Origin of the sequence: Hyphomicrobium sp., from assembly GCF_036262015.1 — a bacterium.
In the GTDB taxonomy this organism is placed as follows: Bacteria; Pseudomonadota; Alphaproteobacteria; order Rhizobiales; family Hyphomicrobiaceae; genus Hyphomicrobium_C.
In genome coordinates this window covers 224,988-251,132 of sequence record NZ_DATAJR010000004.1, presented here as the reverse complement: position 1 = coordinate 251,132, position 26,145 = coordinate 224,988, and the positions used below count along the sequence as shown (strand labels likewise).

The following is a 26,145-nucleotide window of genomic DNA, read 5'->3' as shown; positions in this document are numbered from 1 at the left end:
CGGCAGAGGCGGGCTCGATGTTAGAGGTGGGCCGGGCGCCACCAATAGGACGCTTGGCCAGCTTTCGAAGATGTTCAACCTCGCGGAGGTCTGGGGCTGGCGTCTTGAGAACAGCAATCCAGTCCGCAATGTTGCTCTGCGCGCCGACCGCGCACGACGATGATGCTCAGACCTTGTCCAAGCCGCTCTCAAACCCGGTCTCATCGCTAGTCAGCGTGCAATTTCGACGACAACGTCGGACCGGCAAACGGCGGCCATAAATCACGGAGGAAGTAGCCGGATTTGCTCAGTCACTTTTAGCGGACCAGGCCAAAAATCAAATTGACAAAAATATTTGTCCATTCTACGTGCTTCCACCATGCAACCCTCAGAGCTGAAGCTACTTGATAGTATCGACCAGGCACGGGTGGCGCTGACCCCGCTACGGCGGAGCATCCTTGATCTACTCAAGAAGCCAAACTCGGCAGGGCAGCTCGCGCGGGAACTGTCATTGCCACGCCAAAAGATCGGGTATCACCTCAAGTGTCTCCAGAAGGCTGGCCTCATTAGGGAGGCGGGTGAAAAACAAAAGCGCGGATTTAAGGAAAAGCTCTATCTCGTATCCGCGCCGTCTTTCGTCGTTGATCCGCATATTCTCGGCGGTAGTGAACGGACTTCCATCGAAAAGCAGGATCGCTATGCGTCCGCTCATCTGATCGACGCGGCGGCGAATTTGGTTCGTGAAGTATCCAGAATGAAGGCCGCGGCCGCAGATCAAGGCACGCGTCTTCTAACATTCGCGATCGAGACCGATGTCGCCTTCGCGCGCCCGAAGGACATGGAGCTGTTCGTCGCCGAGCTAGCGGAAACCCTGCACGCAATGGTTTTGAAGTACCGACCGTCCCGCGGCGGGCGAAAATATCGTGTTCTGATCGGAGGGCGCCCTACGGTATCAAAATCGGAGAACGACAATGTCAACTAAGAACAATGCGGGCGAGAAGAACGCTCGCGGTTCGGAAGAACGGGTACTTGTAGAAGTCACCATATCTGCTCCGATTGATACCGTTTGGCAGGCGCTCCGCGAACCCCATCTGGTCGCCCAGTGGTTCGGATGGGGTGGTCCGAATGCGGAAGCAGAAATAGATGCAATTTTCATCCAAAGCGCCGCCTCGGATCGCGACAGGAGCACGATCCATTTCATTGGCACCAATGATCGGTTTGAGCTGCATTCCACAGACGGAGGAACAATCGTACGCGTCGTGCGCAGCGACATCAGGGACGATGATTGGTCTGATATCTATGAAGAGATGACTGAGGGCTGGATTTCCTTCACTCACCAACTCAAGCACATGATGGAGAACTACGCTGGTGCTGTTCGCCAGATCCTTCATCTATCGGGGGATCTCAAGTCTCCCGCAAAGGATGGGTTCCTCGGCTTGCTTGCTAGCCGACTGAGCCACCTTGGCGTTATTGACGACACGGCGATCCCTGAAAGGAGCAGCTCTCCAAGCCTGCACTGGTCGACCTATCAAATGGGAATACGGATTCAGACGCCCGTGGACCAGCTCATCGTGGGTGTTGCGCGTCCCGCAGCGTCGGATGCTCCTGCCGGTGGCTCGCTAAGCGTCAGCATCTACGGAACTGAGACAGCAGAGACCGAACGAGAGTTCCAATTATGGAGGGACTGGTGGTCGAAACACTTGACCCTCGAAACTCAAGCCTGTGGCTGAAGGAAGGGGGCGAGCCGATGGCATTCGCACAAGGGCGCTTCCTGGACCATGTCCGGCCGACCGACAAGTCAGACTTTATTGCGCCAACGCGGCTTTGCCAAAGCCGGCAGTCAAAGCGCAAATGGGACAGCGCGGGTTGGTGTCGCTCGCTTCACTTATCTCGGTCACGAACTTGAGACGGAACGCACGGCCGAAGTCTTCGAATCCGTTGGCGCGGATGACAAAGCCGGCAGGGCCGCCAATGAGATGATCCGTATACCAGGCGTCGAGAGTCGTCTGTTGAGTTCCGGGGCCGATGTTCAAGGGTCCGAGTCCGAATCCTGGTGCCCTGTAGGCGCTAGCACCTACCGTATCGTTTTCCCCCGCGACGATGATCGGAAGGCCGTTGATCTGCACGCCGCTGCGCACGAGGGCATCGCGCTCCCGAAGCGTATCGGCAGGATCGCGGCAGTTGTCGATGCCATCGCCTGATACATCAAGCACGACCCGGGTTGCCGAGAGGGGCAGCCCGCTCACGACGCGCTCGCGGACAAAGGACAGCATTCGCGACACGCAGGTGTATTCACCCGCCCTCTGCATGAGCCGGCGTACAATCGCTGCGGTCTCAAGCGCCTCTTCGCTGGTTCGAATGACTCGCCAGGGGATCGTCAGTTCGGAGATATCGGCCCACTCAACCATCGCAAAGCCGATGCCGCCGCGTGGGCCGCTCATGATCGCTCTTATGACCTCAGGATCCTCGAGCGCGCGCGCGATACCCTCCATTTGAAGCTGGTAGCGGTCGTTGTTGACGGAATCGGAAATGTCGACGGCCACGACGAGCGCAGTGTCGACTTCGACCGGTACGTCGGCCTTGCTGGAAAGCGCAAGGAAACTCAGGCAGGCGAACGCAAGTACGAAGGTCTGAAATGGTCTATGCATAGGCCTATGCAAATGCGTGCTGTCAGTTCATCGCCACGAAAAAAGGGCGGTCACATGGACCGCCCAAGTCCGTGGAGGATGCGATGCTGGCTTTTAGTTGCTAGCCAATTTCTTCGGCAACTTGAACGTCCAGAGCATGCCGCCCTGGTTCAGGTTCGCAACCGTCTTGGCAACTTCGCCACCCCAGAGAGGAACAGCGCCGCCCCAGCCCGAAAGAACCGAGACGAACTGCTCGCCGTCCTGCTCCCAGGTGATCGGAGGAGCAACGACGCCTGATCCGGTGTTGAAGCTCCAGAGCTCCTTGCCGTCCGTCGCGTCAAGCGCTTTGAGTTCACCCTCGGGCGTTCCAAAAAACACAAGGTTCGAACCGGTCGTCAGCACGCCGCCCCAGAGCGGCGCCTTGTTTTTGTAGGTCCAGACGATCTTGCCGGTGGCCGGATCGACGGCCTTGAGAGCACCGATGTGGTCGTCGAAGACCGGCTTGATGGTGAAGCCCGCACCGAGATAAGCCGCACCCTTCTTGTACGTCACCGGCTCGTTGTGGATGTCCATGCCCCACTCGTTGGCAGGAACGTAGAAGAGCTTGGTGTCCGGACTGTAGGCCATCGGCTGCTGGTTCTTGCCGCCGAGGAAGCTCGGTATGGCGAAGACGGACTGTCCCTTTTTGCCGTCCTTCGAGTCCTTCGGATCGCCAGGGCGGTTGTCCGGGTTGTACACCGGACGGCCATCCTTGCCGATTTCCTTGGCCCAGGTGATCTTCTCGACGAACGGCGTCGCCGAGATGAACTTGCCGTCCTCGCGGCCGAGAACATAGAAGAAACCGTTGCGGTCAGCAGTTGCGACCGCCTTGGTGCCATTGAGATCGAACGAAACGACCTCGTTCACACCGTCGAAGTCCCAGCCATCATTCGGCGTCGTCTGGTAGCCCCACTTGATGTCGCCGGTCTCCGGATCGATCGCGATGCGCGCGCACGACCACTTGTTGTCGCCCGGACGCATGTGGCTGTTCCAGGGCGCGGGGTTGCCAGCGCCTACGAAAATCAGGTTGGTCTCGGGATCGAACGTGCCGCCCAACCAGGTTGCGCCGCCGCCCGTCTTCCAGAGATCGCCCGGCCAGGTCTCGCCCTTCTTGCCGGTCATGGTCGACGGCTTGCCGTTGAGGCTGCCGACGTGTCCTTCGATGGTCGGACGCGACCAGACCAGATCGCCGTTGTCGACCTTGCGCGCTTCAACGCGACCGACGACGCCGAATTCGCCGCCCGATACGCCGGTGACAATGATCGGGCCGTGGGCCTTCGAAGGAACGATCAGAGGTGCGGCCGTGTAGGAGTAGCCGCCCTTATAGTCGTCGATTTCCTTGCTCCAAACGACCTTGCCCGTCTTCTTGTCGAGCGCAACCAGCTTGGCATCGAGCGTGCCGAAGATGACCTTGTCGTTGATCAGCGCGGCGCCGCGGTTGACAACGTCGCAGCAAGGCAGAATGCCTTCCGGCAGTCGATGATCGTACTGCCACAGCTCACGTCCCGTCTTGACGTCTACGGCCCACATGCGGCTGTAAGAGCCCGTGACGTACATCACGCCGTCCTTGACGAGCGGCTGCGCTTGCTGGCCGCGCATCTTCTCGCCGCCGAGCGACATCGCCCAAACGGGAGCAAGCTGGCTCACGTTGTCTTTGTCGATCGCCTTGAGCGGGCTATAGCGCTGCCCCTGCGTGCCGAGGCCGGACGTCACGACGTCGTTTGTCGTCGTTGCGTCGTTCAGGATGTCTTCGATTGAAACGTCGGCGAGCGAGGGCGTGAGCGTCAGCGTCAGCGCAAGCACCGACGCACTCGCAGATGCGAGCCATTTTGCGGTCATCATGGGAATCCCCTTGGTTCGTTTCCTACCCGCTTCCGGAATTTTCCCCCGTTGAAAATCGGGCAAGGAAGGCAGGCCGGCCGGGAACTTAATCCAGGGTATAGACAGGAATAATTGGCAATTAGTCTATTCGCCTAAAGTCGCGAAAATCGGAGTGGAAACAAATTAGTGGCGGGAAAATTTTCCCCTCAGGTTTTTCCGTCGACGCGCGGCAATCTTGCGGCCTCTAATTTCGGATAGAGATGCATAACTGTGCGCTCGTACTCGTAGCGCGCGAGTGCAATCGATTTTGTCCAGGCAGGCAGGTCGAGAGCGACAGCCTCGGAAATATCGAGCCCCCGTTCGAAAGCGCCGGATATGATCGCGTAGACGGCCTCGAGCCAGTCGCGGGTCTGTCGGATCCCGCGGTCGGTGGTCTCCGACGGACCATGACCCGGAATGACGCGCGAACATGGAATCCCCCCCAGATTTGCGAGGCTGATACGCCAGCGCTCGAGGTCGGCATGCGGCGTCGTCGGTGCGCGATCGACGAAGACGAGATCTCCCGTGATCATCACGCCTGAAAGCTCGTCGAAGAGAACGAGGTCGGATTCAGTGTGGCCGCGCATGGGCAGGCAACGGATGCGGCGGTCTCCGAAATCCTCGACGTCGCTCTCGACAAGCTTTCCGGGCAGTTTGACTTCGGTGCCGCGCATCCAGTCGCCGACGGATCGATACATCGAGTCGGAAAACGCTTCGCCCAAGGCCTCAAGGCCCTTCCGCACAGCGGGCGTGGTGACGATAACGCCGGCGTCGAACGCCTGATTTCCGAATACGTGGTCCGGATGAAAATGAGTCACGTAAACCCGCGCCACGGGCTTGCCGGTCAGCTCCGTCGCAAGTTCGGAAAGTGCGGTACCAAAACGGAGCGATGGGCCTGTGTCGACGATCACCGCGCCAGCTTTGGTGTCGAGGATCGAGATATTGGCGATCGCGCCGCCATTGGATTGCGTGATCGCTTCCTGCGCGCCAGGGATCATCCAGACGCCGTCCGCAAGCTTCTCCGGCTTCAAGGTGTAAGCAGGGGGGGCGGCCGACGCATTGAAAGCCGGTAGCCAACACGACGCCAACGTCGCGGAGAACGCTGTCACGGCTTGCCGCCGGGAAAGATCCCGTAGGCGATTACGGTCAGCCACGAGGAGTAACGACGCTGTTTTGCCAGGGCGCAGAAATTTGCGAGCGATAGCGTCCGCCGTTGCTGTCGCGGCCTTCAAGATCTATCGCGCTTTCCCCGGGCGCCAATGGCACCATTAGGGTCACCGTCGGATCTTCGCTCATCGGCTCGAACATTTCGAGTGTTGCCAGCGGCGCACCCGCGGTGGTCGTGAGCTTCACAGCTTCAATGTAATAGGCGGGCGTGTTGTCCCGCGCGAGACCCGTGTCCATGGGGTGGCGAATGCGAAATCGCGTGCGCGCAAATCCCGATACATCGCGCCAGATGCGCCCCTGGATATGCCCGAGCGTCGTCGACCATGACTCTTCGTTGCGTGCCATTGCGGGCGCCGAGCATCCCCCGCCCGCAGCGTCGAGATACACGCTGCCGACATGCCAGACGCCATCAGCGGTCTGCGCCGCCGCGCGAACGGGTGTTCCCTGTTCCACTTTCATGCGGAAACCGACATAGGGCGCCGATTTGCCCGGCGTCAAAGTCAGCACATGCTGAATAGGGTTGAGGTCGGCGAACACGACGAGCTTCGTGACACCGGGCAACGCGCGGGCGTCCGCCGTCACAGGCACTTGCGCCTGATCTTCAACGATGCTCGGAACGGTGATTTTGACCTTGTCGTCGAAGACGACTTCTCCGCTCTTCAGCACGCGCTCGACCATTTCGCTCCACATCGGCGAGCCAAGCGGATCCTGAGGCGGCGTGGCAATGGCCGGCCCCGTCAAGAAGAGCAGAAGCAGTGCGCTAGCAGCCAGGCGCATGGTTGGCTCCCGAATCAATTCAATGGGGGCGAAGCGTAGCTGACGCCGTACTTTTCGAAACACCGGGCCAGTTGGCCCGACTCCGAAAGCTTAGTGAGCGCCGCCTCGATTGCATACCCGAGATCGCGGCTATTCTCCTTCCAGGCCATGCCGATGACCCAGTTCTTTCGTACAATGCCGGGCATGTCGGGATCTAGGAATTTTGCCCGCCCCTTCGCCTCGTGGAGTAGCGACTCGATCTCCGATCGGATGCCAAGCAGCGCTGAAACATCCTTGTCGAGAAACTCCCTGATCCCCTCCGCAGGCTTCAAGTGGTGGGAAATATTCTCCATCAGGACGCCATCCTTGTAGGTCATGAGGAAATAATCGGCGACGGTCGCGAGCTGAACACCGACCTTGCGTGTCTTGAAATCGTCAAAGGAGGTGATCGCATCGGCAACGCCCGGATCGACGGCGAGTACGACACGTTCTTGGAAATAAGGATTTCCGAACACCGCCTCGGGGTTGCGCAACGCAAACTCACGGTCCATCGGCACATTCATCATGATGTCGCCGACACCGCCGCCGGTCAGCGGGCCGCGCCATACGTTCGCGCGGACATCATCGTCCGCCTTTTCGCCCTGCATGCGCAGCACGACTTCGGCTTTCACGCCCAGCTCCTTCGCTATGGCGTGTGCGATCTCGACATCAATGCCGGCCGGTTCACCGTCCTTTTCGAAGGAAAACGGGGCATTGTCGAGGTAAGCAATGACCCGCAGAGAGCCTGCGGCCACGACTTCGTCCAGCGGACGCGCCGATAACCGTGAACCGCTGGCGCTCCAGAGAATGACTACAATCACGACGGTGAGAAGCGCGCGCACGACCCTTCCCTCGTCACTGCGGCGTATACTTGGATTCGAGATAGGTCCGGATCGCCCACATGGCTTCCTGGCTGATCAGCCCCTCGAAGGCCGGCATCATCGTCGTGCCATCGGGTTTCTTTGCGCCGTGACGAATGCGTTCCATGAACCACTCATCGCCGGCGTCGCCCTTGTCGAGCAGTCGCAGATCCGGGGCGAGACCGCCGGAAATGGCTTCCAGCCCATGGCAGCGCGCGCAGTTCTGGTTGTAACCCGATGTGCCGATCTCAATCGCTTTCGCGTTCTCGCGATAGGGATTTTGCTTGCGCCAATCCTCGCCTACCGGGTCGAGGCCCGTCGTATCGACGGGTTGGGGCGTGACGTCGCCGTGCGCTGATACTTCAACAACGGTGAACACAAAAAGTACCGACGCGACGGCAAACGCCGCCGCAAATAGCCGAATTGGCATTGAGTTTCTCCCGGGTCCGCCTAAGCGTTTTTTGGTTGTTTTGACCACCTATGACGTGGCCGGGAAGAATCGGAAATTGCTCTTTAGTGTAATTCCCCGTGAACGAACAAATTTCCCCTAGGTAACTTGCATCTTTACACTATGGTCGAATTTCCGATCTTTCCCGTGCTCCTATACAAGCCTTTCGGCGGAATGCGCGGCGACACTTCGGTAGTGCCGGGAAAGGCCTTTCATGCTTCGCACGACGGTGAATGCCGCAATCTGCGCGACCTTGCTCGTACTCGCCGCGCCTTGCGCGGCCCATGAGGTCTACGTCACAAACGAGAAGGACAATACGGTCAGCGTGATCGACTCGAAGTCCCTCGAAGTCGTCCGCACAATCAAAGTCGGAAAGCGCCCGCGCGGTATCACCTTCTCGCGCGACTACAAGCGCTTCTACGTCTGTGCGAGCGACGACAACGCCGTCCAAGTCTATGACGCCAAAACCGCAACGCTCTTGCACGATCTTCCGTCCGGCGCGGATCCGGAGCAATTCGTGCTCTCGCACGACGGCAAGCGCCTCTACATTGCCAATGAGGACGACGCGATAACGACCGTGGTCGACGTTGATGCGCGGCAGGTCATCGCGCAGATCCCGGTGGGTGTCGAGCCCGAGGGTATGGCCATCTCTCCGGACGACAGCCTTGTCGTGACCACGTCCGAAACGACGAATATGGCTCACTTGATCGACACCAAAACCAACACGCTGGTCGACAACATTCTGGTCGATGCACGTCCGCGCCACGCCGAGTTCACGCCGGATGGCGCAAAAATCTGGATCTCGTCCGAGATCGGCGGCACGGTCACAGTCGTCGACGTCGCCACGCGCAAGGTCGAGACGACGATCCAGTTCGAGATCCCGGGCATTCCGCGCGACAAGATCCAGCCTGTCGGTTTCCGCATCACGCAGGACGGCGCGACGGCGTATGTAGCGCTTGGCCCTGCCAATCGGGTTGCGGTCGTCGATACGCGAACTTACGAAGTAACGAACTACATTCTCGTCGGACAGCGCGTTTGGCACCTCGCATTCACGCCGCAAGAAAACTTGCTGATCACGACCAATGGCGTTTCGAACGATGTGACGGTCGTTGACACGGCGTCGAAGAAGGCGATTAAGTCCATCAAAGTCGGGCGCTACCCGTGGGGGGCCGCGGTTCGCCCACAGCCAACTCACACGTCAGGTGAAACATCGACCGAAACACGCTGAGCCGCGGTTGGCCGTCGGGCCTGTCTTTCGCAGTGCTGGCCGTGTATGCAGCGTTCGCCACAGCGGCGTTCGCCGGCGATGAGAATCATTTCGATCCCGTGACGGGTTTTCGTATCGAGCGCTACCGGGCGCCGACGCCGGATGCCGTCCCAGGTGCGACAACCATCTCTGTCGACGACGTGCGCCGCTTGATGCGGGACGAAAAGGCCGTGCTTGTCGATGCCATGCCGGCGGAAGGTGCTGGTTTCGACCCGAAATCCGGCGCGTGGCGGCTGAGTAAAAGTCGAGAGCACATTCCTGGTTCGAGCTGGCTACCGGATGTCGGCAAGGGCACTCTGAGCCCGGAGATGGACACCTATTTCAGACTGAATCTCGATCGCCTCACGCAAGGAGATCGCACCCGGGCACTCATCATCTACTGTCTTGCTGATTGCTGGATGGGATGGAACGCGGCGAAGCGGGCAGCCGCCTATGGGTACACGCACGTCTATTGGTTTCCGGGAGGCACGGACGACTGGCGCGACTGGGAAGGTCCGCTCGAAAACGCCACGCCGGTTCCCGTCATCGCACAACGTAGAGAAGGGGGTTGAGCGAGCGCTACTTGATGCCCCCGGGCATCACCGATGGTAGTGCCGCCGTCAGATGTCGATCTTCTCAGCGATCTTGATCGCATCGTGGCGATTTTTCTTCGCAAGAGAAACGCTCGCTGGAAAATGGAGCGCTTGCTATCTCACGTTTAAATCCGATTGATCAGCTATAGCGACCCAGGGAGAGGTCGGCGGTCTCGATCTCTGGCTTTGTGCCCATCACGAGATCGACCAATATCCGACCGGAGCCGCACGCCATGGTCCAACCGAGCGCGCCGTGGCCGGTGTTCAGAAACAGATTCTTGTAACACGTGCCGCCTATCGCATACCTAACGGCGCTGCTCGGCTGTGCTCCCTGGCCTCATAAACGGGCTTAACATCAGCATCAAAACTGCGAAGAATACGAAAAGCCAACTAGGAGCCGTGAAATTGCCTGTCCAATCGCGGAGGACGCCAATGCAGAGGGGCCCGGCTGCCGCAACGCCATAGCCTATCGTCATCGAGAAGGCGGTCCAGGCATTCGCTTCCTCAACGCTGCGAGTATTGTCGAGGGGCAGCGTCATGCAGAGTGTGAAGGCGCCACCCAGGCCAAGAGCGCCAATGGGAATGGCAATTGACGACACGAGAGTGTCCGTAAGAGGTATCGCCGTAAAACCGACGATGCTAAGTCCACCGCACAGACACAACCAAACGCGACGATCAGAGGACCTGCTCAGGAAGCCGAATATCGGGTTCGCAATCGTAAATCCTGCGATGAAACTGGAAAGCACGAGCCCCGCGACGGCACGAGAGTATCCGAACTCCTGGAAGAGCGGTGAAATCCATGCGACTGCACCGAAGAAGAGAAAATTCGTTGCAGAAAAATAGGTCGCTATAAGCCAAGCTTTTCTGTCGCGCAGCGGAAGCTTGGCGATTTGAGGCTGTGGGGGCGGGACTGGTTGCCGGAATTGAGAACTAGTAGCAGAGTTCCAACCGATCATCGCCGCTACTGTCGTCACGCTCCAAATGCCAAGAGCAAGCCTCCAGTCGCCCTGAGCCTTGTCGGAGATTAGTCCTGACGTCGCTGCTGCGATCAAACCTCCCAAGGACAGGCAAGTGGCGTAGAGTCCGACGATTGGTGACGCTCGAGCGCAGAATTGCTCCTTGATGAAACCGGGGATCAGTGTACCAACCACAGCAATTCCGGCACCAACGCCCATCGTTGCAACGAGCAAGAAAACGCTGCCACTCGCAAACGATCGTAGGGCTGTTGCCACGCACAATAGACTTAGCGACGCCATCAGCAACCGATCACGGCCGAAGCGTCTCGCCAGCATTGGGGTAGGCAAGGCCAGCAGCCCCATCAAGAGAGGAGGCAGCGCCGTTAGCAACGAAGCCATCGTAAAAGTTAGATGAAGCTCGTCGATGATCGCTGTGAGGACGCTGCCAACCGACACGATAGCTGGACGAAGGCTCAATGCCACGAGCGCAATCGCCAGGACCGCCCTGGCATCGCTTAGCCGGGCTGCAGCCATATTCGCTCCCGTTCTGCCTTTTCGAAGATCGACATTTCGTGACGCTGAACTCTTCCGCGAATGCGCTGGTGAGCTCGCGCGTTGCCGACCGTTTGTGCAGTATTTATCGAAGGAAGCCGCTCAGCAATAAACGCCGATGAATAGGAGCTATGACTGCATATCGGCTGTAGTCGACCGTGCGATAGCAAGCATTAGCGTCGCCAGTGCCATAGTCGGCCGGCCGCGACGTGTGATCGCGACAACGCGCCTGCGCAACAAGGGCGCCGCTATTTCGACGACCGTCAAACTGTGCTCTACGAGCACCGATTTGGGCACGCCACTTGGAAGAATACACTGCCCCTTTGTGAGGGATACAAGCTTCAACATGGCATCCAGTGTTTCGACTTCGGCGGCAGCGTGAGCGTCGAGAGATTCCGCTTGCAGCATGCGGCGAAGTGAATAGTGCGGCGGGAAGACGACGAGGGGCAGTTTGCGATCGCGAAGATCAATTTCAGACGCTTCCGCGATAGGCGACTCTACGTGTACGACGAGGTTCATCGTCTCTTCGAAGAGGAACGTGCTATCGACTTCATCCGATGCGACCGCCTCGTCGTACACGAAGCCGATATCAGCCTGCGATCTTTCGACCAAACGTACAACCTCGGGAGAGCTGCGTCCGAACAGACTGACGTTCACGGCCGGTCGCTGGGCCATGAAACTGGCCAGGATGACCGGCATGAAGTAGTAGCTCAGAGGGTGTATGGTCGCGACGCGCAGTCGGCCTTCGGTAATGCCCTGGTCAATTCGTAGGCGCTGAACCGTAGTGTCGACGAGTTCGTATGCTTTAGCGGCTGCCTCGAAGAGCACTTCGCCTGCGCTGGTCAATTCGACGCCTCGCCCGTGCCGGTCGAACAGGCGGTGTCCAATGTACGTTTCAAGGTTGTTAAGCTGCTTGCTTAGGCCGGACTGCGTCAGCTCCAGAACGTCCGCGGCACCGGAAAGTGAGCCAGTTCTCGCGATAACAAGAAAGAGGCGAAGCTGGTGGTCGATATTCTTCATCTCTTCCCGACCAGCTTCGCGCTTATCAATGTCTCAAATGGCTTCGTTGAGGACCTGAATCTGAGTGTATTCCAACATTCCCTCTTCGCCGATCTCGACACCGATACCTGACCTTTTGGTGCCTGCCTGAGGGATGTTTGGAGCCAAATCTATATGCTGATTAATCCAAACGGTTCCAGCTTCTAGCCGGAGAGCAATCTCTCTGGCGCGCGAACGATCGGATGACCAGACTGAGGCACCCAGCCCATAGCTAGTGGCGTTCGCCCGTCTCACTGCTTCATCGACAGTCTTGAATTTGAGGACCGGGAGGATGGGGCCAAATTGCTCTTCGTCCACCAGCCTAGCGCCTTCCACGATGTCGGCAACGATGGTCGGCTTAACAAAGTAGCCTGGACCATCGGGGACTTCGCCACCTGCAACGATGCGACCGTTTTCGCGCGCGTCCTCAAGATAGCCTTTGACCTTTTCGTACTGCACCGCATTCTGAAGCGGCCCGATAGCTGTGCCTTGCTCCAAGCCATCCCCTACCAATGCGGCATCCGCCAGCTTCGCAAGCTCAGTACAGATGGCTTCATATTTTGACTCGTGAACGTACAGCCGCTTCAGCGCCAGACACACCTGTCCATTATTGAAGAACGCTCCTTTAAAGATGGCAGGAGCAATGGTGGCGGGATCGACATCATCGAGAACAATTCCAGCGTCGTTCCCTCCGAGCTCAAGGGAGAAACGCTTCATCGTTTTGGCCGCATTCGCCATCACTTTCATGCCGGTAGCAGTAGACCCAGTGAAGGCGACTTTGGCCACATCGGGGTGGCTTGTGAGCACGTCTCCCAGATCGTTGGCATCGGTGACGACATTAACAACGCCGGGCGGGACAACATCTGCGATGAGCTGTGCAAAGAACAATGTCGCGAGCGGTGTCGTCGCGGCAGGCTTTACGACCATGGTATTACCAGTCAGCATAGCCAACGGCATTTTGAAGGCCAGTATCATGAGCGGGAAATTCCACGGAATGATAGCAGCGACAACGCCAAGCGGCCGGCGAAGTAGCTCTACTTTCTGGTTGTCCTTATCGACCAAAACTCTGGTGTCGTAGGACCGATCGGCGGCGTAGCGAAAAAACGCAGCAGTGATGCCCACCTCGAGAGTTGCCTCCGAAAGTGGTTTTCCTTGCTCCAGAGTGAGCAGCCGCGCCATGTTTTCGCGATTGGTCTCGATCTGATCGGCAATTGCTGAAAGGACTTTCTGACGAGTAGGTATCGGCGTTGCGCCCCATCCGGGATATGCTGCCTTCGCGGCCCGAACAGCGAGATCAAACTGCTCCTTGGACGCGCGCGGGCAACGTGAAATCGACTTTTCAGTAGCCGGGTTGATCACGTCCATCGAACCATCGCCGTCCACTAGCTTTCCACCAATGAGCAACTTGAAATCATCGAGCATCAGACTCTCCGTTCGCAGCTGAGTAAGCGCGCAGACGCTAGCAACTGTGCGTGCGTTGAAGATATGAAGTATGCCTCATAGGAGGTATGACTGACTTCTCTCGGGAAGCCGCTTCACGCAGCTGAAACAACAGCGCAATCGCGGGCCTCAAAGCACAATAGCAAGTTCGCACCCACTTAGGTCCCGCGGGTCACGACCTTGACGCTGGCCGCCTTGTCGACGAACTGCGTCATTGCTCCAATACCGCCAGGCGGATCGACTAGCCTTTGTTCAAGGTCTTGCTGATGTCGATGTCGTTTCCAGCATGCTTCTTGTCCTCATCAGGAAGGACGTCGGCGACCGTGTTGAGTTTTTTCCAGTCCGGCACCGGGGGCTCGGCACCTGACTCCGGCACGAAAGCGGATTCCTCGACGAGCCGCATCTTGTGGACGTAGCGGGGGCAATTTGAAAACACTGACTCTATGTTCACACGCACGATGATCTGAGCGCCCGGATAGCGGGCGAGGAGTGGATCCCTTTGCACGGAGGTTGCGGTCCCGAGCACGCGCATACGCGCCTGCCGCTCGAAATCAATGAATAGGAGCCCAACTTTCCCTGTTTCGTTGATGTTGCCGACTGAGAGATGCATACCGTTGCCGTTATAATCAGGAAACGCGACCGTGCGCTCGTCGACGACCGTCACAAAGCCTCGTGCCCCTCCCTTGTAGGAGCAGTTGGGTTGGCCATAGGCATCAGCTGTCGCAATGAAGAACATGTTTTGGCAGGCGATGAATGCGGCATCCGAGGCGCTGAGGTGATCATGGACGAGAACGGCCTCGAGCCGATCCGCAAGAGCGCGCGTCTTGAAGCGATCCTGCATCTCCCGTTGGCTGTCCGAGTAGAAGTCCGTTGCTCGCTGCTCGTCAAAGTGCTTGCGCGAATGAGGGAGGTCAGCTGCGACGTTTTCAAGCTTGCCCATGCATTCGGACCAACTCACGCGATAAATTTCAGCCTCGTCGCGCTCGCTGAGCTTCTCGTGCGTAAGGGTCAGCTCGGTGAGATCGGATCCAAGCGGCCGGATTTCAGCTACGACGATCGACGCACCGCTCTTCAGTGCATGCACAGGACCGTCGTACACCCAGGACATCGCGACACGATGGTCCACAGCGAGATCGAGATAGGTTCCGGAAAACGAATAGAGACTGCCGTCTCCGTGTCGTCCTTCGATCCGATACCGACCTCCCTTGCGAACGTCCATCGTAACCGATGTAACGGCGTCGGCGCCGGGAGCGAGCCATCGCGCCACTAGCGATGGCTCCGTCCAAGCTGCATAAACCGCTCCCGGCGTAGAGTTGAGCTTGCGGACCATGGTAACCGAAACAGCTTTGCTGTTCTTTCTAGCCGCCATGTTGCTATCCTATGACGCTTTTTGAACCACGCACGCAATCGAACCGATGACTCAGGCCGGACACACAAGCCGTCCAGCTAAATGCACCTGAATCGGGAACTACTGCCAAAGGTTCTGCGATGACCTGATAACTCAATTGCTTGTTCTTCCCGTACTAAAAGAGAAGGAGAAGCCCCTGTCAACCAGTCGGTTGAGAAGTCACAGGGTTGCTCTCCCGGAGCCAGACTTCGGTTTCCATGTTTTGCAAGTGTGGAGCTACCTCAAGGGAGTTGCCGCGCGCGGTTGACAGCGCCGCGAGTCTCTGTAAATTAAATAAAATGGTTGAACATCGGAAATCCGATCTCAGCGAGATTTTTCATGCCCTCTCCGATCCTACTCGGCGGGAAATCCTTGGCATGCTTGTACGGCGCCCCCACCACATCGGGGAGCTCGTGACTCCATTTGACATGTCTTTCAACGCAATCTCCAAGCACGTAAAGACACTTGAGCGGGCAGGATTGGTCGAGCGCGAGATCGTCGGCACGTTCTGCAGACTGCATCTCAAGAGCAAGGGTCTGAGTGACGCCTATCATTGGCTGGGCGCTTACGAGCTGTTTTGGAATGAGCGCCTCAATAAGCTCGAAGCAATGCTGAACTCGAAAAAACAAAAACGCGACTAGCGTCCGGCTGAAGCCGCCTGTTGAGTTGCAAGTCTGGACTATCATTCAAGACATCGCCGGTCACGAGCCGGTGCATTTTTGCGGTCGCCCTCATCCATTCTGATCATCTACAAAAAATGGCCGGCACATTGCTGTGCCGGCCAAGGGGCTCTCTATCCGTGGCAACCAAGGAGGAAGCGCTTAGGGCAGAGAGTATACTGTGAGTGCACCGCCGAGGGAGGTGAAGTCCTTCAGGCCAGCGTAGTTACCGACGGCACCGAGACCATCGGTCGGCTTATCAAGGCCTGCTGCGAGGCCGATACCGGCCCAGCCGCCTACACCCGAATAGACGCCAAGGTATTGCTTACCCTTGTGCTCGTAAGTGAACACGTTGCCGATGATTCCAGAGGGCAGGCGGTGCTTGAAGAGCTCCTTACCGTCCTTCTGATCGCGGCACTTGAGATAACCCTCAAGCGTGCCGTGGCAGAAGATGCCGCCGGCCGTCGTAAGTACGCCTGACCAGACCGAGAAGCGCTCGTCGTGGCTGAACACGATATCGCCCTTCACGGCGTCCCACGCAATAACGTGCCCTGTGTTGGTCTTACCCTCGGGCGGGAACATCGAAACGGTCGCACCGACGTACGGCTGGCCCGGCGTATACGAAACCTTGAACGGTTCGTAGTCCATGCAGACGTTGTTGATCGGGACGTAGTAGAGGTCGGTCAGCGGTGAGTAGGCAGCTGGCTGCTGATCCTTGAAGCCCAGCGCCGCTGGGCAGATGTTCTTCGAATTGACGTCGGGACCATTGAGGAACGTCGACTTCGACGCAACGACCGTCGGACGACCGTAGTTCGGCTTCGACTTATCCATTTCAACGCCAGACGACCAGTTGAGGTCCGGATCGTACGGCTTGGCGACAAGCAGCTCACCGTTGGTCCGATCGAGCGTGTAGCCGAAGCCGTTGCGGTCGAAGTGAACCAGCGTCTTATGCTTTTTGCCGTTGATTTCGTGTTCGGCCAGAATGTTCTCGTTGACGCCGTCGTAGTCCCACTCGTCAAACGGAGTCATCTGGTAGGCCCACGCGGCGATACCCGTGTCCACATTGCGAGCAATGATCGACATCGTCCACTTCTGGTCGATCTGCTTGCCGTCCGGTCCAGCGCGCTGTGCCGGGTTCCACGTCGAAGGGTTGGCGGTGCCGTAGTAGACCAGGTTCAGCTCTGGATCATAGGAGAACCAGCCCCAAACCGTGCCGCCGCCGATCTTCCACTGGTCGCCATTCCAGGTCTTGATCGACGAATCCTTGCCGACCGGCTTGCCGAGCGACAGCGTCTTCTGAGGATCGAACAGGATCTGATCGTCGGTGCCGACGTTGTAGCCGCGCCAAACGCGCTTGCCAGTCGCCGTGTCGTAGGCCGTTACGTGACCCTGCACACCGAACTCGGCGCCCGAAATGCCGATGATGACCCTATCCTTGGCAACGATGGGAGCCATCGTGCCAGACTCGCCTTTCTTGGCATCGCCGTTTTGGGCTTTCCAAATCTCTTTGCCGGTCTTGGCGTCGAGGGCGACAAGCGCGTTGTCCGCTTGATGTAGGAAGATCCGCCCGTCGGCATAGGCCAAACCACGATTGACGGTATCACAGCACATGATGCCGATGACCGAGGGATCCTGTTTGGGCGAATACTTCCAGATGATCTTGTTTTCATCATCGAGATTGAGCGCGAAGACGTTGTTCGGGAACGGCGTATGGATATACATCATGTTGCCGATCACGAGCGGAGACCCCTCGTGACCGCGAAGGACGCCGGTCGAAAACTGCCAGGCGACTTTCAGATCGCCGACATTGGACGTGTTGATCTGATCGAGCTTGGAGTAGCGCGTATTCGCATAGTCGCCCTCCTGTTTGGCCCACTGTTTCTGGTCGGCCGTCTGCTTCAGCACATCGTCATTGGCTTGTGCCTGGGACGACAGCACGCCCAGCATCGCCAATGCTGCGCCTTGCATTCGCAATCTCATAGACTTCCTCCTACTTTTTTGCACGGCGCCCCTTTTGAGGGCATTCCGCAGTGGCGAGACATATACTCAACCACAAGGTTGACTTTATACGCTCACGAAAAGTTGTCAACCTTTGGGTTGAATATTTCCTTGTGGGTGCGGGAAAGAAAGGAAGAGTACGCAGCAATTGCTGGCTAAGCTGGGCACATTCTACGCCGATCAAATTTTTATGTGGCCTCCAGAACCCAGTGGTCACATCAAGGCTCAAGTCTCTTCACAAGGTCTTTGCTGAGCTATATGGTTGAATTCGTGAACAAAGAACTTGATGCCCTGTTTCATGCGCTAGCGCACAGGACTCGGCGGGACATTTTGATGCTTCTCGCAACGCGGCCTCACCATCTGAGCGAACTCACGTCCAAGTTCGAGATTTCTCTCACGGCCATCTCGCGGCACGTTCAGGTTCTGCATGTGGCTGGGCTTGTGCACCGACGGTTCGTAGGGCGAAACCACATGTGCAGTCTCAAATTGGAGGCCCTCGATGCACTGATCGGCTGGACAAAAAGCCTTACGGGTGCACAGCGCAATCATGCCATCAAACTAGAGGAACAGGACCGCTCACGACCCATCCCGTCCCGTTCACCAAACTCGCCATCAAGAAGGCGGGCGTTGCGCCAATCGTGAGGACGGCAGCGCCGCATTGAGCTGCCCATGCGCCGCTGACGTCAGATGCAATACAAGTCGCGACCTATGGAATCAGTCTTCAACTCAGTCGCTTTCACTTCGCATCCGCTAATTCTGTAAGGCGGATTCGCGCGCGTGCACGTTCGACGTGTCCTCTTGCAGATCTTTCTCATCTCTGCGCGACAAGACCGAAATCATCTCCTCGATCCGCGTAAATTTCTCGCGCGGCTTTCCCGCCTTGTTCCCCCGCTCAACCTCAGCTCCATCAATGGCGAGCCAGTCAACGAGCGAAACCACTCGTGCTGACCGGCCCTCAAGAATGGGAAGAATGCTATCCAAACCCGGCGCGCGGCTTGGAGCAAACGTGGAGAGATCCTCCAGTAGTGCCTGGACGGTCTCTAGGCTATCTGCCCTATTGGTTCCAATAATGCCGCTCGGACCGCGCTTAAGCCAACCCGTCACGAACAGTCTCGGCAGAACGGCACCATTTGCATGAATGCGTCCAGCCTTGTTTGGCACGACACCGCGGATGTGATCGAAGGGTAGTCCTGGAATTGCGACGCCCTTGTAGCCAATGCTCCGAAAGACTAAACCGCACGAGAGATCCTCGACGCGCTCGGTCGCGATTGCACTCTGGTTGAAGGGATCTCCGCTTAGCCTATTGCGAACAAGGCGAAGGCTCTCAACGCGCTCCTCGCCCAGCACCGCAACAGGACTTGCTAGAAACCGGAAATGAATGTGACGACGGCTTCCGTCGGGGATGTTCGTAGACAGGCTACGAAACACTTCCACATTTTTGTGGGCGACGGTGCTTTTGTTACTGGCCAGTTCCGAGCTGCATGCGTCTGAAAATTCTAGATGCCCGGATTCGATCGTGGACACAGTGCCCGTGAGACTCGCGATTTCTCTCAATTCTTTGGTCGTAAACTTTGCCTGCACTGGTCCGCGCCGGCCGATGATATGAACTTCGCGCACTTTACTTTCTGAGAGTGCCTCGAGCGCGTGCTCTGCTATGTCGCTACTCCTGAGCTCGTCGACGGGCCGCATTAGAATACGGCAAATATCGGCGGCTACATTGCCCTGGCCAACTATGGCTGCGACCTCTTGATTGAGATCGAATGTGTGATCGCGGTAGTCAGGATGTCCATTGTACCATCCCACGAACTCCGTGGCGGTATGGCTTCCCTGAAGATCCTCTCCTGGGATGTCCATCCGTCGATCTTTCTGAGCCCCGCACGCAAAGATGACGGCGTGGTATGCACTTCGCAGCTCCTCGACGGAAATCTCCAGGCCAATGGTGATGTTTCCCACGAGGTTGAAGCGTGGCGAGCGGGCGATCGCTTCAAACACGCGAATGGGCTGCTTGAGTTTTTGGTGGTCCGGGGCAACGCCGCTACGCACCAACCCGAAAGGTGTGGGAAGACGTTCGAACATATCGACCTGAACATCCAAGCCAGATCCGAGCAGCGCTTCCGCAGCATAAAAACCGCTCGGGCCGCTGCCGACGATGGCGATCTTGAGGCGTTCGCTATCCTGCATGTTCCATCTCCAAAGACATCAAAAACCAAGCTCGGCGCGTCTTGCTGCCGCCGTTACCAAAGGCTCCTCACGGGCTCGGATAACCGGAAGCTCCGCTGAGCGAGTCGCGTTGATGGCGATCCAGGGTGCCAACTCTTCCGGCATGTCTAAGACATCATAGATCGCATGGACGGGACAGGCGTCGATGCACGCGCTGCAATCGATGCAGACATCGGGATCGATGTACAGCCGCTCCTCATCAGCATGGAAGCATGCGACCGGACAGTGCGATACACAATCGGTGAAGCGGCATCTGCTGCAATTGTCAGTCACAATATGAGGCATGCATCCTATCCTTGGCTGAGAGCTTGTTTCCTCGTGGCGCGGCCTCGGTTGCGACGTGATGCGCGCGCCTCTCCGCTCTTGTTTCAGTAGTGAGGTGAGCGTTTCGCAGTATGATGTGGCGCGTCCTGACGGACGCAAAGAGCCAGCGCCGTAATTTGCATGGTTCCAATTCATGCTGCGACGTAGCTCGGCTGCGAGAGACGAGTTTGTCGAGCTCAAGCTCTCGCGGGGCGCTCGACTTCCGGCCCTTAACGCCGGAGTCCTCCCTTCAAAGACAGGAGCGCACACTGATAGGTGCGCTCCTGTTCCAGGCTATTCATGCGTATGGAAGATCTTGTTCACGATCACCCATTTGCCATCAATCTTCAGGAGATTGAAAACATCGGTGAAGCGGTGCTTCTGCCAGTTGTCGACCTCGACCCGCGCACTCGCTGCTGTCCCGACCACATCGACCTTAACAACGCGCGGCGTCACGTTCGGAGCAGGTCCGATGGAATCCGCCCAGTCGTAAATGAGCTTGATCGGACCTGACACAAGCGTGTCTCCGAGGTAGCCGTAGACCGTCGCATTAGCGTGAAATGCAGGCTTCATCGCATCGCCTTTGCCGGCTTTCGCGCCATCGAGATATGGTTGAATAGCCTTGGTGATGTCGTCGTAGTCCTGAGCGGCCGTTTTGCCCATCTGTGCACTCCAATTCTCGCTTTGCACGCACTCATGTGCGGCAGGAAAGCAATTAGACCGAGGATCGGCCAGCACATAGATCCAACGCAGCACGCGTCCCTGGTGCCGAGTGCTATTCGCGTTGAGAGGATGCGTTTAAACATCGAGGTCCTGAAGAGTGACCTTCAATATACGGATAGCCTCTTGGATGCTCGTCTCGTCAAGTGAGGAGAAGCCGAACACCAATACGTCGTCTTTGGAATTCTCACGAAAATCAAACGCTGCGCCGCTTCGGAGCGCATACACGCCGACGCCCGCTGCCCGCGCGGCAAATTGGATTTTCTGTGCAGAGGGAAAGTGCGGCGGCAAACGCCAGATGAAATGCAGTCCGCATTCCGCGCCGCTGATATCGGGATCGCGAAAGCTCGATCGAAGCTCGTGCGCGAGGCGGTCACGTCTCGCTTTGTAAAGCTGCCGGAGTTTTCGGAGATGCCGCTCGAAATGACCCTCGGTCAGAAAGTCGGCGAGCACGGCTTGATCGAGCCAGGAGTGCCCATTGCTCATCTGTGCCTTTAGGAGCCGGGCTTCATCCCAATAAAGTCGCGGAATCCCCGCGTATCCAATGCGGAGGCCGGCACCAACTGACTTCGAAAACGTGCCCATGTAGAACACGCGCCTGCAGCGTCCGAGCCCCGACAGAGAAGTAATCGGCGGGCCATCGTAGCGAAAATCGCTGTCGTAGTCGTCCTCGACAATATAGCTGTCAGTCTCCTCGGCCCATCGAAGCAACGCCAGGCGGCGGGAGAGCGGCATCGTGACCCCGGTCGGAAATTGATGCGAAGGCGTAACATACAAAAGGTTGCGGGGACTCGTGGGGAGCTTCTCGAGTTTTATACCTTCCTCGTCGACGGGGACCGGAACGATGGGTTTTCCTGCACTCTTGAACAGCATCGCAGCGCCGAGATAGCACGGGTTCTCTATGCACAGCTGCGCGATGTCCGGCCCGACAAGCTTGCAAATCAGATTGAGTGCATCCTGACCGCCATTGGTGACAATGATTTCGTCATGTGTAACGGCCATGCCGCGCGCTCGGCCAAGATGCGCGGCGATGGCTTCTCTCAGCTCAGGGAGGCCGGCGGGGTCGCAGTAGTCGGTCAGACAGCGCGACGTGTCCTGGGTCAACCGGCGATTTATCAATCGCCGCCAAATCCTGAGCGGGAAACTATCCGGATCGGAACGGCCCACCCAGAAATCAAAGCGAGGCCGATTGTTCCCGCCCCCCGGGGATCCAGCAAAGCACAACAACGGATCGCCATTTTCCGGAAGAGGTCCATTGGACCGCGGGCGAGCGCTGCGTACGGATAGCATGTCATCCGGAAGCGTGGAGCTTATGAAGGTTCCGGCCGTTCCACGAGACTCGACATATCCCTCCGCTGCCAGGCGATCGTAAGCCAAGGTCGCCGTGTTGCGAGAGATGGAATACCGTTCGGATAGAAGCCGGCTGGCAGGCAGCGCCATACCTGGCTTGAGGAGACCGTCCAGGATCATTTGACGGATTTGTTCAAAAATCTGGACTTGGAGCGTTCGATCCAGGTCGGGCTTTAGATGCAGAGGAAGTTCCAAGGGGCCCTCATCTGGAAATTGCACGACACGAACCTTGGCACCAACAGTAACGCATTTCATCGCCCGTCTTTAGCGCCAAATCATCCATTCAGCATGGTGCCAACGCGCGGAAATTTTATGATGGCCTCAGGCGCGCGCTCGACCTTGGATCTACACGCCGCACGGAAATCCGTCAGTGTTGACGCATGTTAACAAGACGGCGGATTTCGCCAAAAAGAGCGGAAGGTTCAGGAGGAGCCCATGAACGAGCAAGTCGCAACCGAGAAGTTCTTTGGTGGGTGCCCCCACGACTGCCCAGATACTTGCTCCATGGTGTTCGAAGTCGACAAACAGGGCGTTCTGCTACGCGTCCGAGGAAATCCGGATCACCCGATCACCCGGGGCGGCTTGTGCGTAAAGCTGAAGGACTACGAGAAACGCCACTATCATCCCGATCGGGTCCTCTATCCTTTGAGGCGCGTTGGCCCGAAGGGTGCCAAGAAGTTCGAGAGGATAACCTGGGACGAAGCGCTGGACGAAATTACAACCCGTTGGAAGGACATCATTGCGAAGTACGGCTCGCAGGCCATCATCCCGTATAGCTATCTCGGCCATCAGGGCCTCGTGCATGGTTTGAACGGTGGAGACGCGTTCTTCAACAGGCTGGGTGCGACTGTCTGCGAGCGCACGTTCTGTGGCGAGGGTTCCTGCACCGCTTGGCTCCTGACGGTCGGACCAACCGCTGGTCTCGATCCGGAAAGCTACGTTCATTCCAAGTACATCGTCATTTGGGCCTGCAACAGCGTCAGCACCAACCTGCATCATTGGGCCATTGTCCAAGAGGCCCAGGCAAAAGGCGCAAAGGTCGTGGTCATCGATGCCTATGCGTCCAGAACGGCAAAAGGTGCGGACTGGCACATCTGCCCCAAGCCCGGCACTGACGGGGCGCTCGCGATGGCGGTAATCCACTCCATCATCGAGCAAGGGCTGGTGGACCAGGACTACGTTGACAACTACACACTGGGTTTTGCGGAGCTCAAAGAGCGGGCCAAGTCGCGTACCCCGGAATGGGCCGAGGCGATAACGGGCGTTCCCGCCGCGGATATCCGGAAACTGGCCTACGAGCTTGCCACCGCGCAACCAGCCGCGATCCGCATGGGGGTCGCGCTCGAACGGCACTACGGAGGAGGTCAGACAATCCGCGCCGTTTCCTGCATCCCCGCCCTGACCGGCGCGTGGCGTCATGTCGGCGGCGGCGTCACTCAATTCCCGGTCTGGGAGCACCCCTACAAGTTCGACGTCATCTGCCGCCCTGACCTCATTCCGGAGGGTACGCGCGTCGTCAACAACCTACAGATTGGACGCGCGCTGATCGGCGAAATGAAGCTCGACCCGCCAATCATGTCGATGATGTGCTGGAACTCGAACCCCGTCACGCAGGCCCCCGAGACCGACAAAATTGTTCAAGGCCTGATGCGAGAGAATCTGTTCCTCGTTTCTGCCGAGCACTTTATTTCTGACACTGCCTCCTACGCCGATATCGTTTTGCCGGCCTCAATGGGAGCGGAGATGGAGGATATGATCCTCTCATGGGGGCACCTCCATCTGACCTACAATAGCAAGTGCGCCGTCTCGCCGGGCGAGGCCATACCAAACAATGAAATCTTCCGCAGGCTTGCAGCGCGCTTCGGTTTCGAGGAGGATAACTTCAAATGGTCCGACACTGAATGCTTGCAGCATTATGTCGATTGGGACTCTCCCGCCTGCGAAGGGATAACTCTCGACTACCTCAAATCGCACGGCTTTGCGCGGCTCAAGGTGGGGACCAAAGACGATCGCGCACGTCATCGAGAGGGCAATTTTCCAACTCCCTCAGGGAAATGCGAATTCCTGGTCGAAGGCGCCAAGAACTTCGTCGCTGGGCCTTTCAGACAAATGTATGAAGGCTTCCAACCGGGCGAGGATCTCGATCCACTTCCCGACTACGTGCCGGGCAGGGAATCACCCGCAACCAATCCTGAGCTCGCAAAGAGGTACCCGCTCAACATTGTTTCTCCGAAGAGCCATGGCTTCCTCAACTCCTGCTATGCCAACATGGACAAGAAAATCAGGGCACAGGGAGAGCAGTTTGTCATGATCAACGCGGCTGATGCCTCAGCTCGCGGCATCATTGACGGTGATCGGGTGCAGGTGTCGAACAGCCGCGGGGCCTTCAAGGGCGTCGCGCGCATAACAAGCGATGTCAATCCTGGTATCGTGGTCGCGACCCTCGGATACTGGCGTCAGCTCAACGATGGAACCGTGAACAGCATCAGCTCGGCGGAATTCACAGACATGGGACATGCCCCATCGTTCTCCGACAACCTCGTCGAAGTAGCCCTGGCAAATTAGGACACTGTGTATCCCCCGCGGGTATGGCTCGCGGGGGGAGTTGCCTCGCCACGACGTCTCGCCATTGTCACCGGCCCATGCTCCGAGTCCTCGCTTGCGCTCGGATAAAGGTGATCGAATATCCAGATGAGCTACTGGCGCGCGTACTGCCAGGGAGACACAAGACGATGCCTCACTCGCACGCCTTCCCGCAGCGCAATCCCTGTTTGAGGAGCGAGAGGAATATTGTCCACTCAAACCAATGGAACAGGAGGGGTAAGCGGGGCGGCGGCCGGGGGGGGCCTTCGGGCCTGGACCTCGTCGAGCAAGGCGGAACCGGAACCCGACGGACCTTGATCCGGCCGATGCCCAGTGCCAGATTAGGTGCTCGACCAGCAAGGAGACGAGACGCTTGAACACGACCTGCCCCGTTCTTACGCCCGCGGAGAAACAGTATACGGAAATACAGGGCCGGGTGGATCAGGCCATGATGGCCACGATCCGCGCGGCGCTCCGGACGGCCAGCGAACAGGCGGCCGAAGAATTGAGGGCCGCCGACCTCGACGAGCCGCCACCGGACTACGAGTATTTTGTCTCCCACGCGCACCAGCAGTTGTTCCTGCTCCTGTGCGGCGCGGACCCTGAGACCTTCGAAGGCGGCGATCCCGAGATCGCCACCTTTGTGATCCGGAATGCCCAGAACATCCGCGACCACTACTGGGCCAAGGATCGGCCAGCGACGCCCGAAGACGCCGAAGGCTGATCGATCGTCGCGCCAGGCTCAGGTGGCCGGAAGTTCGAAGCGATGCATCTCGTCGTCGAGGCCACGATATTCCCATGCAAGTGCCGTGAAGAAAGCGTGTTGCGGCCTCGCTCTCGTGATCAACGAAGGCGACCCAGCGCGGCCGGCGGATGGCCGTCCCAGCGCACGACCGCGGCAAGCGCCCAGGGCCCTAGGCCCGTCCCGCGCGACACGAGCCGAACCGCGATATCCGTTATCCCGTGGAGGCCGCCCGCTTCGGGACTCCAGACACAGCCGATCACGGCGACAGGCGCGTCGTCTTCGACGGCGACGAGCTGAACGCCGTCCTCGGCACGCAGGACATGGTCGAGCCACGCCTCGTCGAGCGGCCCAAGCTCCTTGTTGAGTCGTTCATCCTCGAACCAGCGCTGGATCCATGGCCAATCCTCCCGAGTGATCCTTCTCACATCCATGTACGTCCCTGTGTTCTTTGGTCGATGCTTCGAAGATGAGAACGCCGGGTTCCGCAACATTTGATCGAGTAAACAACTGCGCGATAGATGCTGAAACACGGTGGCTAGGTTTGGCCTGCTCCCGTGAACCGATGCCAGGCCAACTGAGC

The 26,145-nt window shown here is 58.1% G+C and carries 24 protein-coding genes and 2 pseudogenes; 8 read left to right on the top strand and 18 right to left on the bottom strand.

Going from position 1 to position 26,145, the window contains the following annotated elements; translation table 11 throughout:
• Positions 1 to 358: 358 nt before the first annotated feature.
• Together VHO05_RS02200 and VHO05_RS02195 are read left to right on the top strand one after the other, a co-directional pair.
• Positions 359 to 961 (top strand): helix-turn-helix domain-containing protein, encoded by a 603-nt coding sequence (locus tag VHO05_RS02200; protein WP_329644974.1) that lies wholly within the window; start codon positions 359 to 361, stop codon positions 959 to 961.
• On the top strand, positions 951 to 1,709 hold the full coding sequence (locus VHO05_RS02195; RefSeq protein ID WP_329644973.1) for an SRPBCC domain-containing protein: 759 nt from the start codon (positions 951 to 953) through the stop codon (positions 1,707 to 1,709). The genes VHO05_RS02200 and VHO05_RS02195 overlap by 11 nt, the downstream gene beginning before the upstream one ends.
• Before the next feature lie 75 nt (positions 1,710 to 1,784).
• Here the strand turns inward: VHO05_RS02195 and VHO05_RS02190 are convergent, their stop codons facing one another.
• The 6 genes from VHO05_RS02190 to pedF form a co-directional block, all read right to left on the bottom strand.
• Positions 1,785 to 2,627, bottom strand: a complete 843-nt coding sequence (locus VHO05_RS02190) for a DUF1194 domain-containing protein (RefSeq protein WP_329644972.1) — start codon at positions 2,625 to 2,627, stop codon at positions 1,785 to 1,787.
• Between the two features lie 93 nt (positions 2,628 to 2,720).
• Complete coding sequence (locus tag VHO05_RS02185; RefSeq protein WP_329644971.1) at positions 2,721 to 4,487, bottom strand: PQQ-dependent methanol/ethanol family dehydrogenase; 1,767 nt, start codon at positions 4,485 to 4,487, stop codon at positions 2,721 to 2,723.
• A 185-nt stretch (positions 4,488 to 4,672) separates the two neighbouring features.
• Positions 4,673 to 5,614, bottom strand: coding sequence for a quinoprotein relay system zinc metallohydrolase 1 (locus VHO05_RS02180; RefSeq protein WP_329644970.1), 942 nt, complete (start codon positions 5,612 to 5,614; stop codon positions 4,673 to 4,675).
• 37 nt (positions 5,615 to 5,651) lie between these two features.
• Positions 5,652 to 6,449 carry a quinoprotein dehydrogenase-associated SoxYZ-like carrier gene (locus VHO05_RS02175; RefSeq protein WP_329644969.1) on the bottom strand — a complete coding sequence of 266 codons (798 nt, stop codon included), beginning with the start codon at positions 6,447 to 6,449 and terminating at the stop codon, positions 5,652 to 5,654.
• A gap of 14 nt (positions 6,450 to 6,463) precedes the next feature.
• Positions 6,464 to 7,309 (bottom strand): substrate-binding periplasmic protein, encoded by an 846-nt coding sequence (locus VHO05_RS02170; protein WP_329644968.1) that lies wholly within the window; start codon positions 7,307 to 7,309, stop codon positions 6,464 to 6,466.
• Between the two features lie 13 nt (positions 7,310 to 7,322).
• Positions 7,323 to 7,757 carry a cytochrome c-550 PedF gene (gene pedF, locus VHO05_RS02165; RefSeq protein ID WP_329644967.1) on the bottom strand — a complete coding sequence of 145 codons (435 nt, stop codon included), beginning with the start codon at positions 7,755 to 7,757 and terminating at the stop codon, positions 7,323 to 7,325.
• A 232-nt stretch (positions 7,758 to 7,989) separates the two neighbouring features.
• Between pedF and VHO05_RS02160 the strand changes: the two genes are divergently transcribed.
• Together VHO05_RS02160 and VHO05_RS02155 are read left to right on the top strand one after the other, a co-directional pair.
• Positions 7,990 to 9,003: a YVTN family beta-propeller repeat protein gene (locus VHO05_RS02160; protein WP_329644966.1), complete on the top strand. Its 1,014-nt coding sequence runs from the start codon at positions 7,990 to 7,992 to the stop codon at positions 9,001 to 9,003.
• A gap of 41 nt (positions 9,004 to 9,044) precedes the next feature.
• Positions 9,045 to 9,593, top strand: coding sequence for a rhodanese-like domain-containing protein (locus tag VHO05_RS02155; RefSeq protein WP_329644965.1), 549 nt, complete (start codon positions 9,045 to 9,047; stop codon positions 9,591 to 9,593).
• A 160-nt stretch (positions 9,594 to 9,753) separates the two neighbouring features.
• On the opposite strand, the pseudogene VHO05_RS02150 reads toward VHO05_RS02155, so the two are convergent.
• From VHO05_RS02150 to VHO05_RS02130, 5 genes and pseudogenes are all read right to left on the bottom strand, one after another.
• Positions 9,754 to 9,912: pseudogene (locus tag VHO05_RS02150) on the bottom strand (D-amino acid dehydrogenase); the annotation flags it as partial.
• A 7-nt stretch (positions 9,913 to 9,919) separates the two neighbouring features.
• Complete coding sequence (locus VHO05_RS02145) at positions 9,920 to 11,104, bottom strand: CynX/NimT family MFS transporter (RefSeq protein WP_329644964.1); 1,185 nt, start codon at positions 11,102 to 11,104, stop codon at positions 9,920 to 9,922.
• Positions 11,105 to 11,251: 147 nt separating this feature from the next.
• Positions 11,252 to 12,142, bottom strand: a complete 891-nt coding sequence (locus VHO05_RS02140; RefSeq protein WP_329644963.1) for a LysR family transcriptional regulator — start codon at positions 12,140 to 12,142, stop codon at positions 11,252 to 11,254.
• 33 nt (positions 12,143 to 12,175) lie between these two features.
• Complete coding sequence (locus tag VHO05_RS02135; protein ID WP_329644962.1) at positions 12,176 to 13,582, bottom strand: aldehyde dehydrogenase family protein; 1,407 nt, start codon at positions 13,580 to 13,582, stop codon at positions 12,176 to 12,178.
• Positions 13,583 to 13,841: 259 nt separating this feature from the next.
• Positions 13,842 to 14,969, bottom strand: coding sequence for an SRPBCC domain-containing protein (locus VHO05_RS02130; protein ID WP_329644961.1), 1,128 nt, complete (start codon positions 14,967 to 14,969; stop codon positions 13,842 to 13,844).
• 236 nt (positions 14,970 to 15,205) lie between these two features.
• On the opposite strand from VHO05_RS02130, the gene VHO05_RS02125 reads away from it, so the two are divergent.
• Positions 15,206 to 15,628 (top strand): metalloregulator ArsR/SmtB family transcription factor, encoded by a 423-nt coding sequence (locus tag VHO05_RS02125; RefSeq protein ID WP_329644960.1) that lies wholly within the window; start codon positions 15,206 to 15,208, stop codon positions 15,626 to 15,628.
• Between the two features lie 180 nt (positions 15,629 to 15,808).
• Here the strand turns inward: VHO05_RS02125 and VHO05_RS02120 are convergent, their stop codons facing one another.
• The gene (locus VHO05_RS02120; protein WP_329644959.1) at positions 15,809 to 17,626 is read right to left on the bottom strand and encodes a methanol/ethanol family PQQ-dependent dehydrogenase; all 1,818 of its coding nucleotides are present in this window, start codon (positions 17,624 to 17,626) and stop codon (positions 15,809 to 15,811) included.
• Positions 17,627 to 17,902: 276 nt separating this feature from the next.
• Between VHO05_RS02120 and VHO05_RS20195 the strand changes: the two genes are divergently transcribed.
• Entirely contained in the window at positions 17,903 to 18,286 is a 384-nt protein-coding gene (locus tag VHO05_RS20195) for an ArsR/SmtB family transcription factor (protein ID WP_414653682.1), read from the top strand.
• Positions 18,287 to 18,394: 108 nt separating this feature from the next.
• Here VHO05_RS20195 and VHO05_RS02115 read toward each other — a convergent pair whose 3' ends face one another.
• The 5 genes and pseudogenes from VHO05_RS02115 to VHO05_RS20190 all read right to left on the bottom strand — a co-directional run.
• On the bottom strand, positions 18,395 to 19,825 hold the full coding sequence (locus VHO05_RS02115; RefSeq protein WP_329644958.1) for an NAD(P)-binding protein: 1,431 nt from the start codon (positions 19,823 to 19,825) through the stop codon (positions 18,395 to 18,397).
• 18 nt (positions 19,826 to 19,843) lie between these two features.
• Entirely contained in the window at positions 19,844 to 20,149 is a 306-nt protein-coding gene (locus VHO05_RS02110) for a ferredoxin family protein (RefSeq protein WP_329644957.1), read from the bottom strand.
• A 312-nt stretch (positions 20,150 to 20,461) separates the two neighbouring features.
• Positions 20,462 to 20,830 (bottom strand): nuclear transport factor 2 family protein, encoded by a 369-nt coding sequence (locus VHO05_RS02105; protein WP_329644956.1) that lies wholly within the window; start codon positions 20,828 to 20,830, stop codon positions 20,462 to 20,464.
• A gap of 135 nt (positions 20,831 to 20,965) precedes the next feature.
• Positions 20,966 to 21,991, bottom strand: coding sequence for a PLP-dependent aminotransferase family protein (locus tag VHO05_RS02100; protein ID WP_329644955.1), 1,026 nt, complete (start codon positions 21,989 to 21,991; stop codon positions 20,966 to 20,968).
• A 219-nt stretch (positions 21,992 to 22,210) separates the two neighbouring features.
• Positions 22,211 to 22,492, bottom strand: a pseudogene (locus VHO05_RS20190) (GntR family transcriptional regulator); the annotation flags it as partial.
• A 180-nt stretch (positions 22,493 to 22,672) separates the two neighbouring features.
• Here VHO05_RS20190 and VHO05_RS02095 point away from each other — a divergent pair.
• Positions 22,673 to 24,802 carry a molybdopterin oxidoreductase family protein gene (locus tag VHO05_RS02095; RefSeq protein WP_329644954.1) on the top strand — a complete coding sequence of 710 codons (2,130 nt, stop codon included), beginning with the start codon at positions 22,673 to 22,675 and terminating at the stop codon, positions 24,800 to 24,802.
• Positions 24,803 to 25,193: 391 nt separating this feature from the next.
• Positions 25,194 to 25,544: a hypothetical protein gene (locus VHO05_RS02090; protein ID WP_329644953.1), complete on the top strand. Its 351-nt coding sequence runs from the start codon at positions 25,194 to 25,196 to the stop codon at positions 25,542 to 25,544.
• Positions 25,545 to 25,663: 119 nt separating this feature from the next.
• On the opposite strand, the gene VHO05_RS02085 is transcribed toward VHO05_RS02090, so the two are convergent.
• Positions 25,664 to 25,996: a GNAT family N-acetyltransferase gene (locus VHO05_RS02085; protein ID WP_329644952.1), complete on the bottom strand. Its 333-nt coding sequence runs from the start codon at positions 25,994 to 25,996 to the stop codon at positions 25,664 to 25,666.
• Between the last annotated feature and the right edge of the window lie 149 nt (positions 25,997 to 26,145).

Coding starts and splice junctions, on each gene's coding strand:
- VHO05_RS02200 (WP_329644974.1), top strand. CDS start 359: ATGCAACCCTCAGAGCTGAAGCTACTTGATAGTATCGACCAGGCACGG.
- VHO05_RS02195 (WP_329644973.1), top strand. CDS start 951: ATGTCAACTAAGAACAATGCGGGCGAGAAGAACGCTCGCGGTTCGGAA.
- VHO05_RS02190 (WP_329644972.1), bottom strand. CDS start 2,627: ATGCATAGACCATTTCAGACCTTCGTACTTGCGTTCGCCTGCCTGAGT.
- VHO05_RS02185 (WP_329644971.1), bottom strand. CDS start 4,487: ATGATGACCGCAAAATGGCTCGCATCTGCGAGTGCGTCGGTGCTTGCG.
- VHO05_RS02175 (WP_329644969.1), bottom strand. CDS start 6,449: ATGCGCCTGGCTGCTAGCGCACTGCTTCTGCTCTTCTTGACGGGGCCG.
- pedF (WP_329644967.1), bottom strand. CDS start 7,757: ATGCCAATTCGGCTATTTGCGGCGGCGTTTGCCGTCGCGTCGGTACTT.
- VHO05_RS02160 (WP_329644966.1), top strand. CDS start 7,990: ATGCTTCGCACGACGGTGAATGCCGCAATCTGCGCGACCTTGCTCGTA.
- VHO05_RS02145 (WP_329644964.1), bottom strand. CDS start 11,104: ATGGCTGCAGCCCGGCTAAGCGATGCCAGGGCGGTCCTGGCGATTGCG.
- VHO05_RS02140 (WP_329644963.1), bottom strand. CDS start 12,142: ATGAAGAATATCGACCACCAGCTTCGCCTCTTTCTTGTTATCGCGAGA.
- VHO05_RS02135 (WP_329644962.1), bottom strand. CDS start 13,582: ATGCTCGATGATTTCAAGTTGCTCATTGGTGGAAAGCTAGTGGACGGC.
- VHO05_RS02130 (WP_329644961.1), bottom strand. CDS start 14,969: ATGGCGGCTAGAAAGAACAGCAAAGCTGTTTCGGTTACCATGGTCCGC.
- VHO05_RS02125 (WP_329644960.1), top strand. CDS start 15,206: ATGTTTTGCAAGTGTGGAGCTACCTCAAGGGAGTTGCCGCGCGCGGTT.
- VHO05_RS02120 (WP_329644959.1), bottom strand. CDS start 17,626: ATGAGATTGCGAATGCAAGGCGCAGCATTGGCGATGCTGGGCGTGCTG.
- VHO05_RS20195 (WP_414653682.1), top strand. CDS start 17,903: ATGGTTGAATTCGTGAACAAAGAACTTGATGCCCTGTTTCATGCGCTA.
- VHO05_RS02115 (WP_329644958.1), bottom strand. CDS start 19,825: ATGCAGGATAGCGAACGCCTCAAGATCGCCATCGTCGGCAGCGGCCCG.
- VHO05_RS02110 (WP_329644957.1), bottom strand. CDS start 20,149: ATGCCTCATATTGTGACTGACAATTGCAGCAGATGCCGCTTCACCGAT.
- VHO05_RS02105 (WP_329644956.1), bottom strand. CDS start 20,830: ATGGGCAAAACGGCCGCTCAGGACTACGACGACATCACCAAGGCTATT.
- VHO05_RS02095 (WP_329644954.1), top strand. CDS start 22,673: ATGAACGAGCAAGTCGCAACCGAGAAGTTCTTTGGTGGGTGCCCCCAC.
- VHO05_RS02085 (WP_329644952.1), bottom strand. CDS start 25,996: ATGGATGTGAGAAGGATCACTCGGGAGGATTGGCCATGGATCCAGCGC.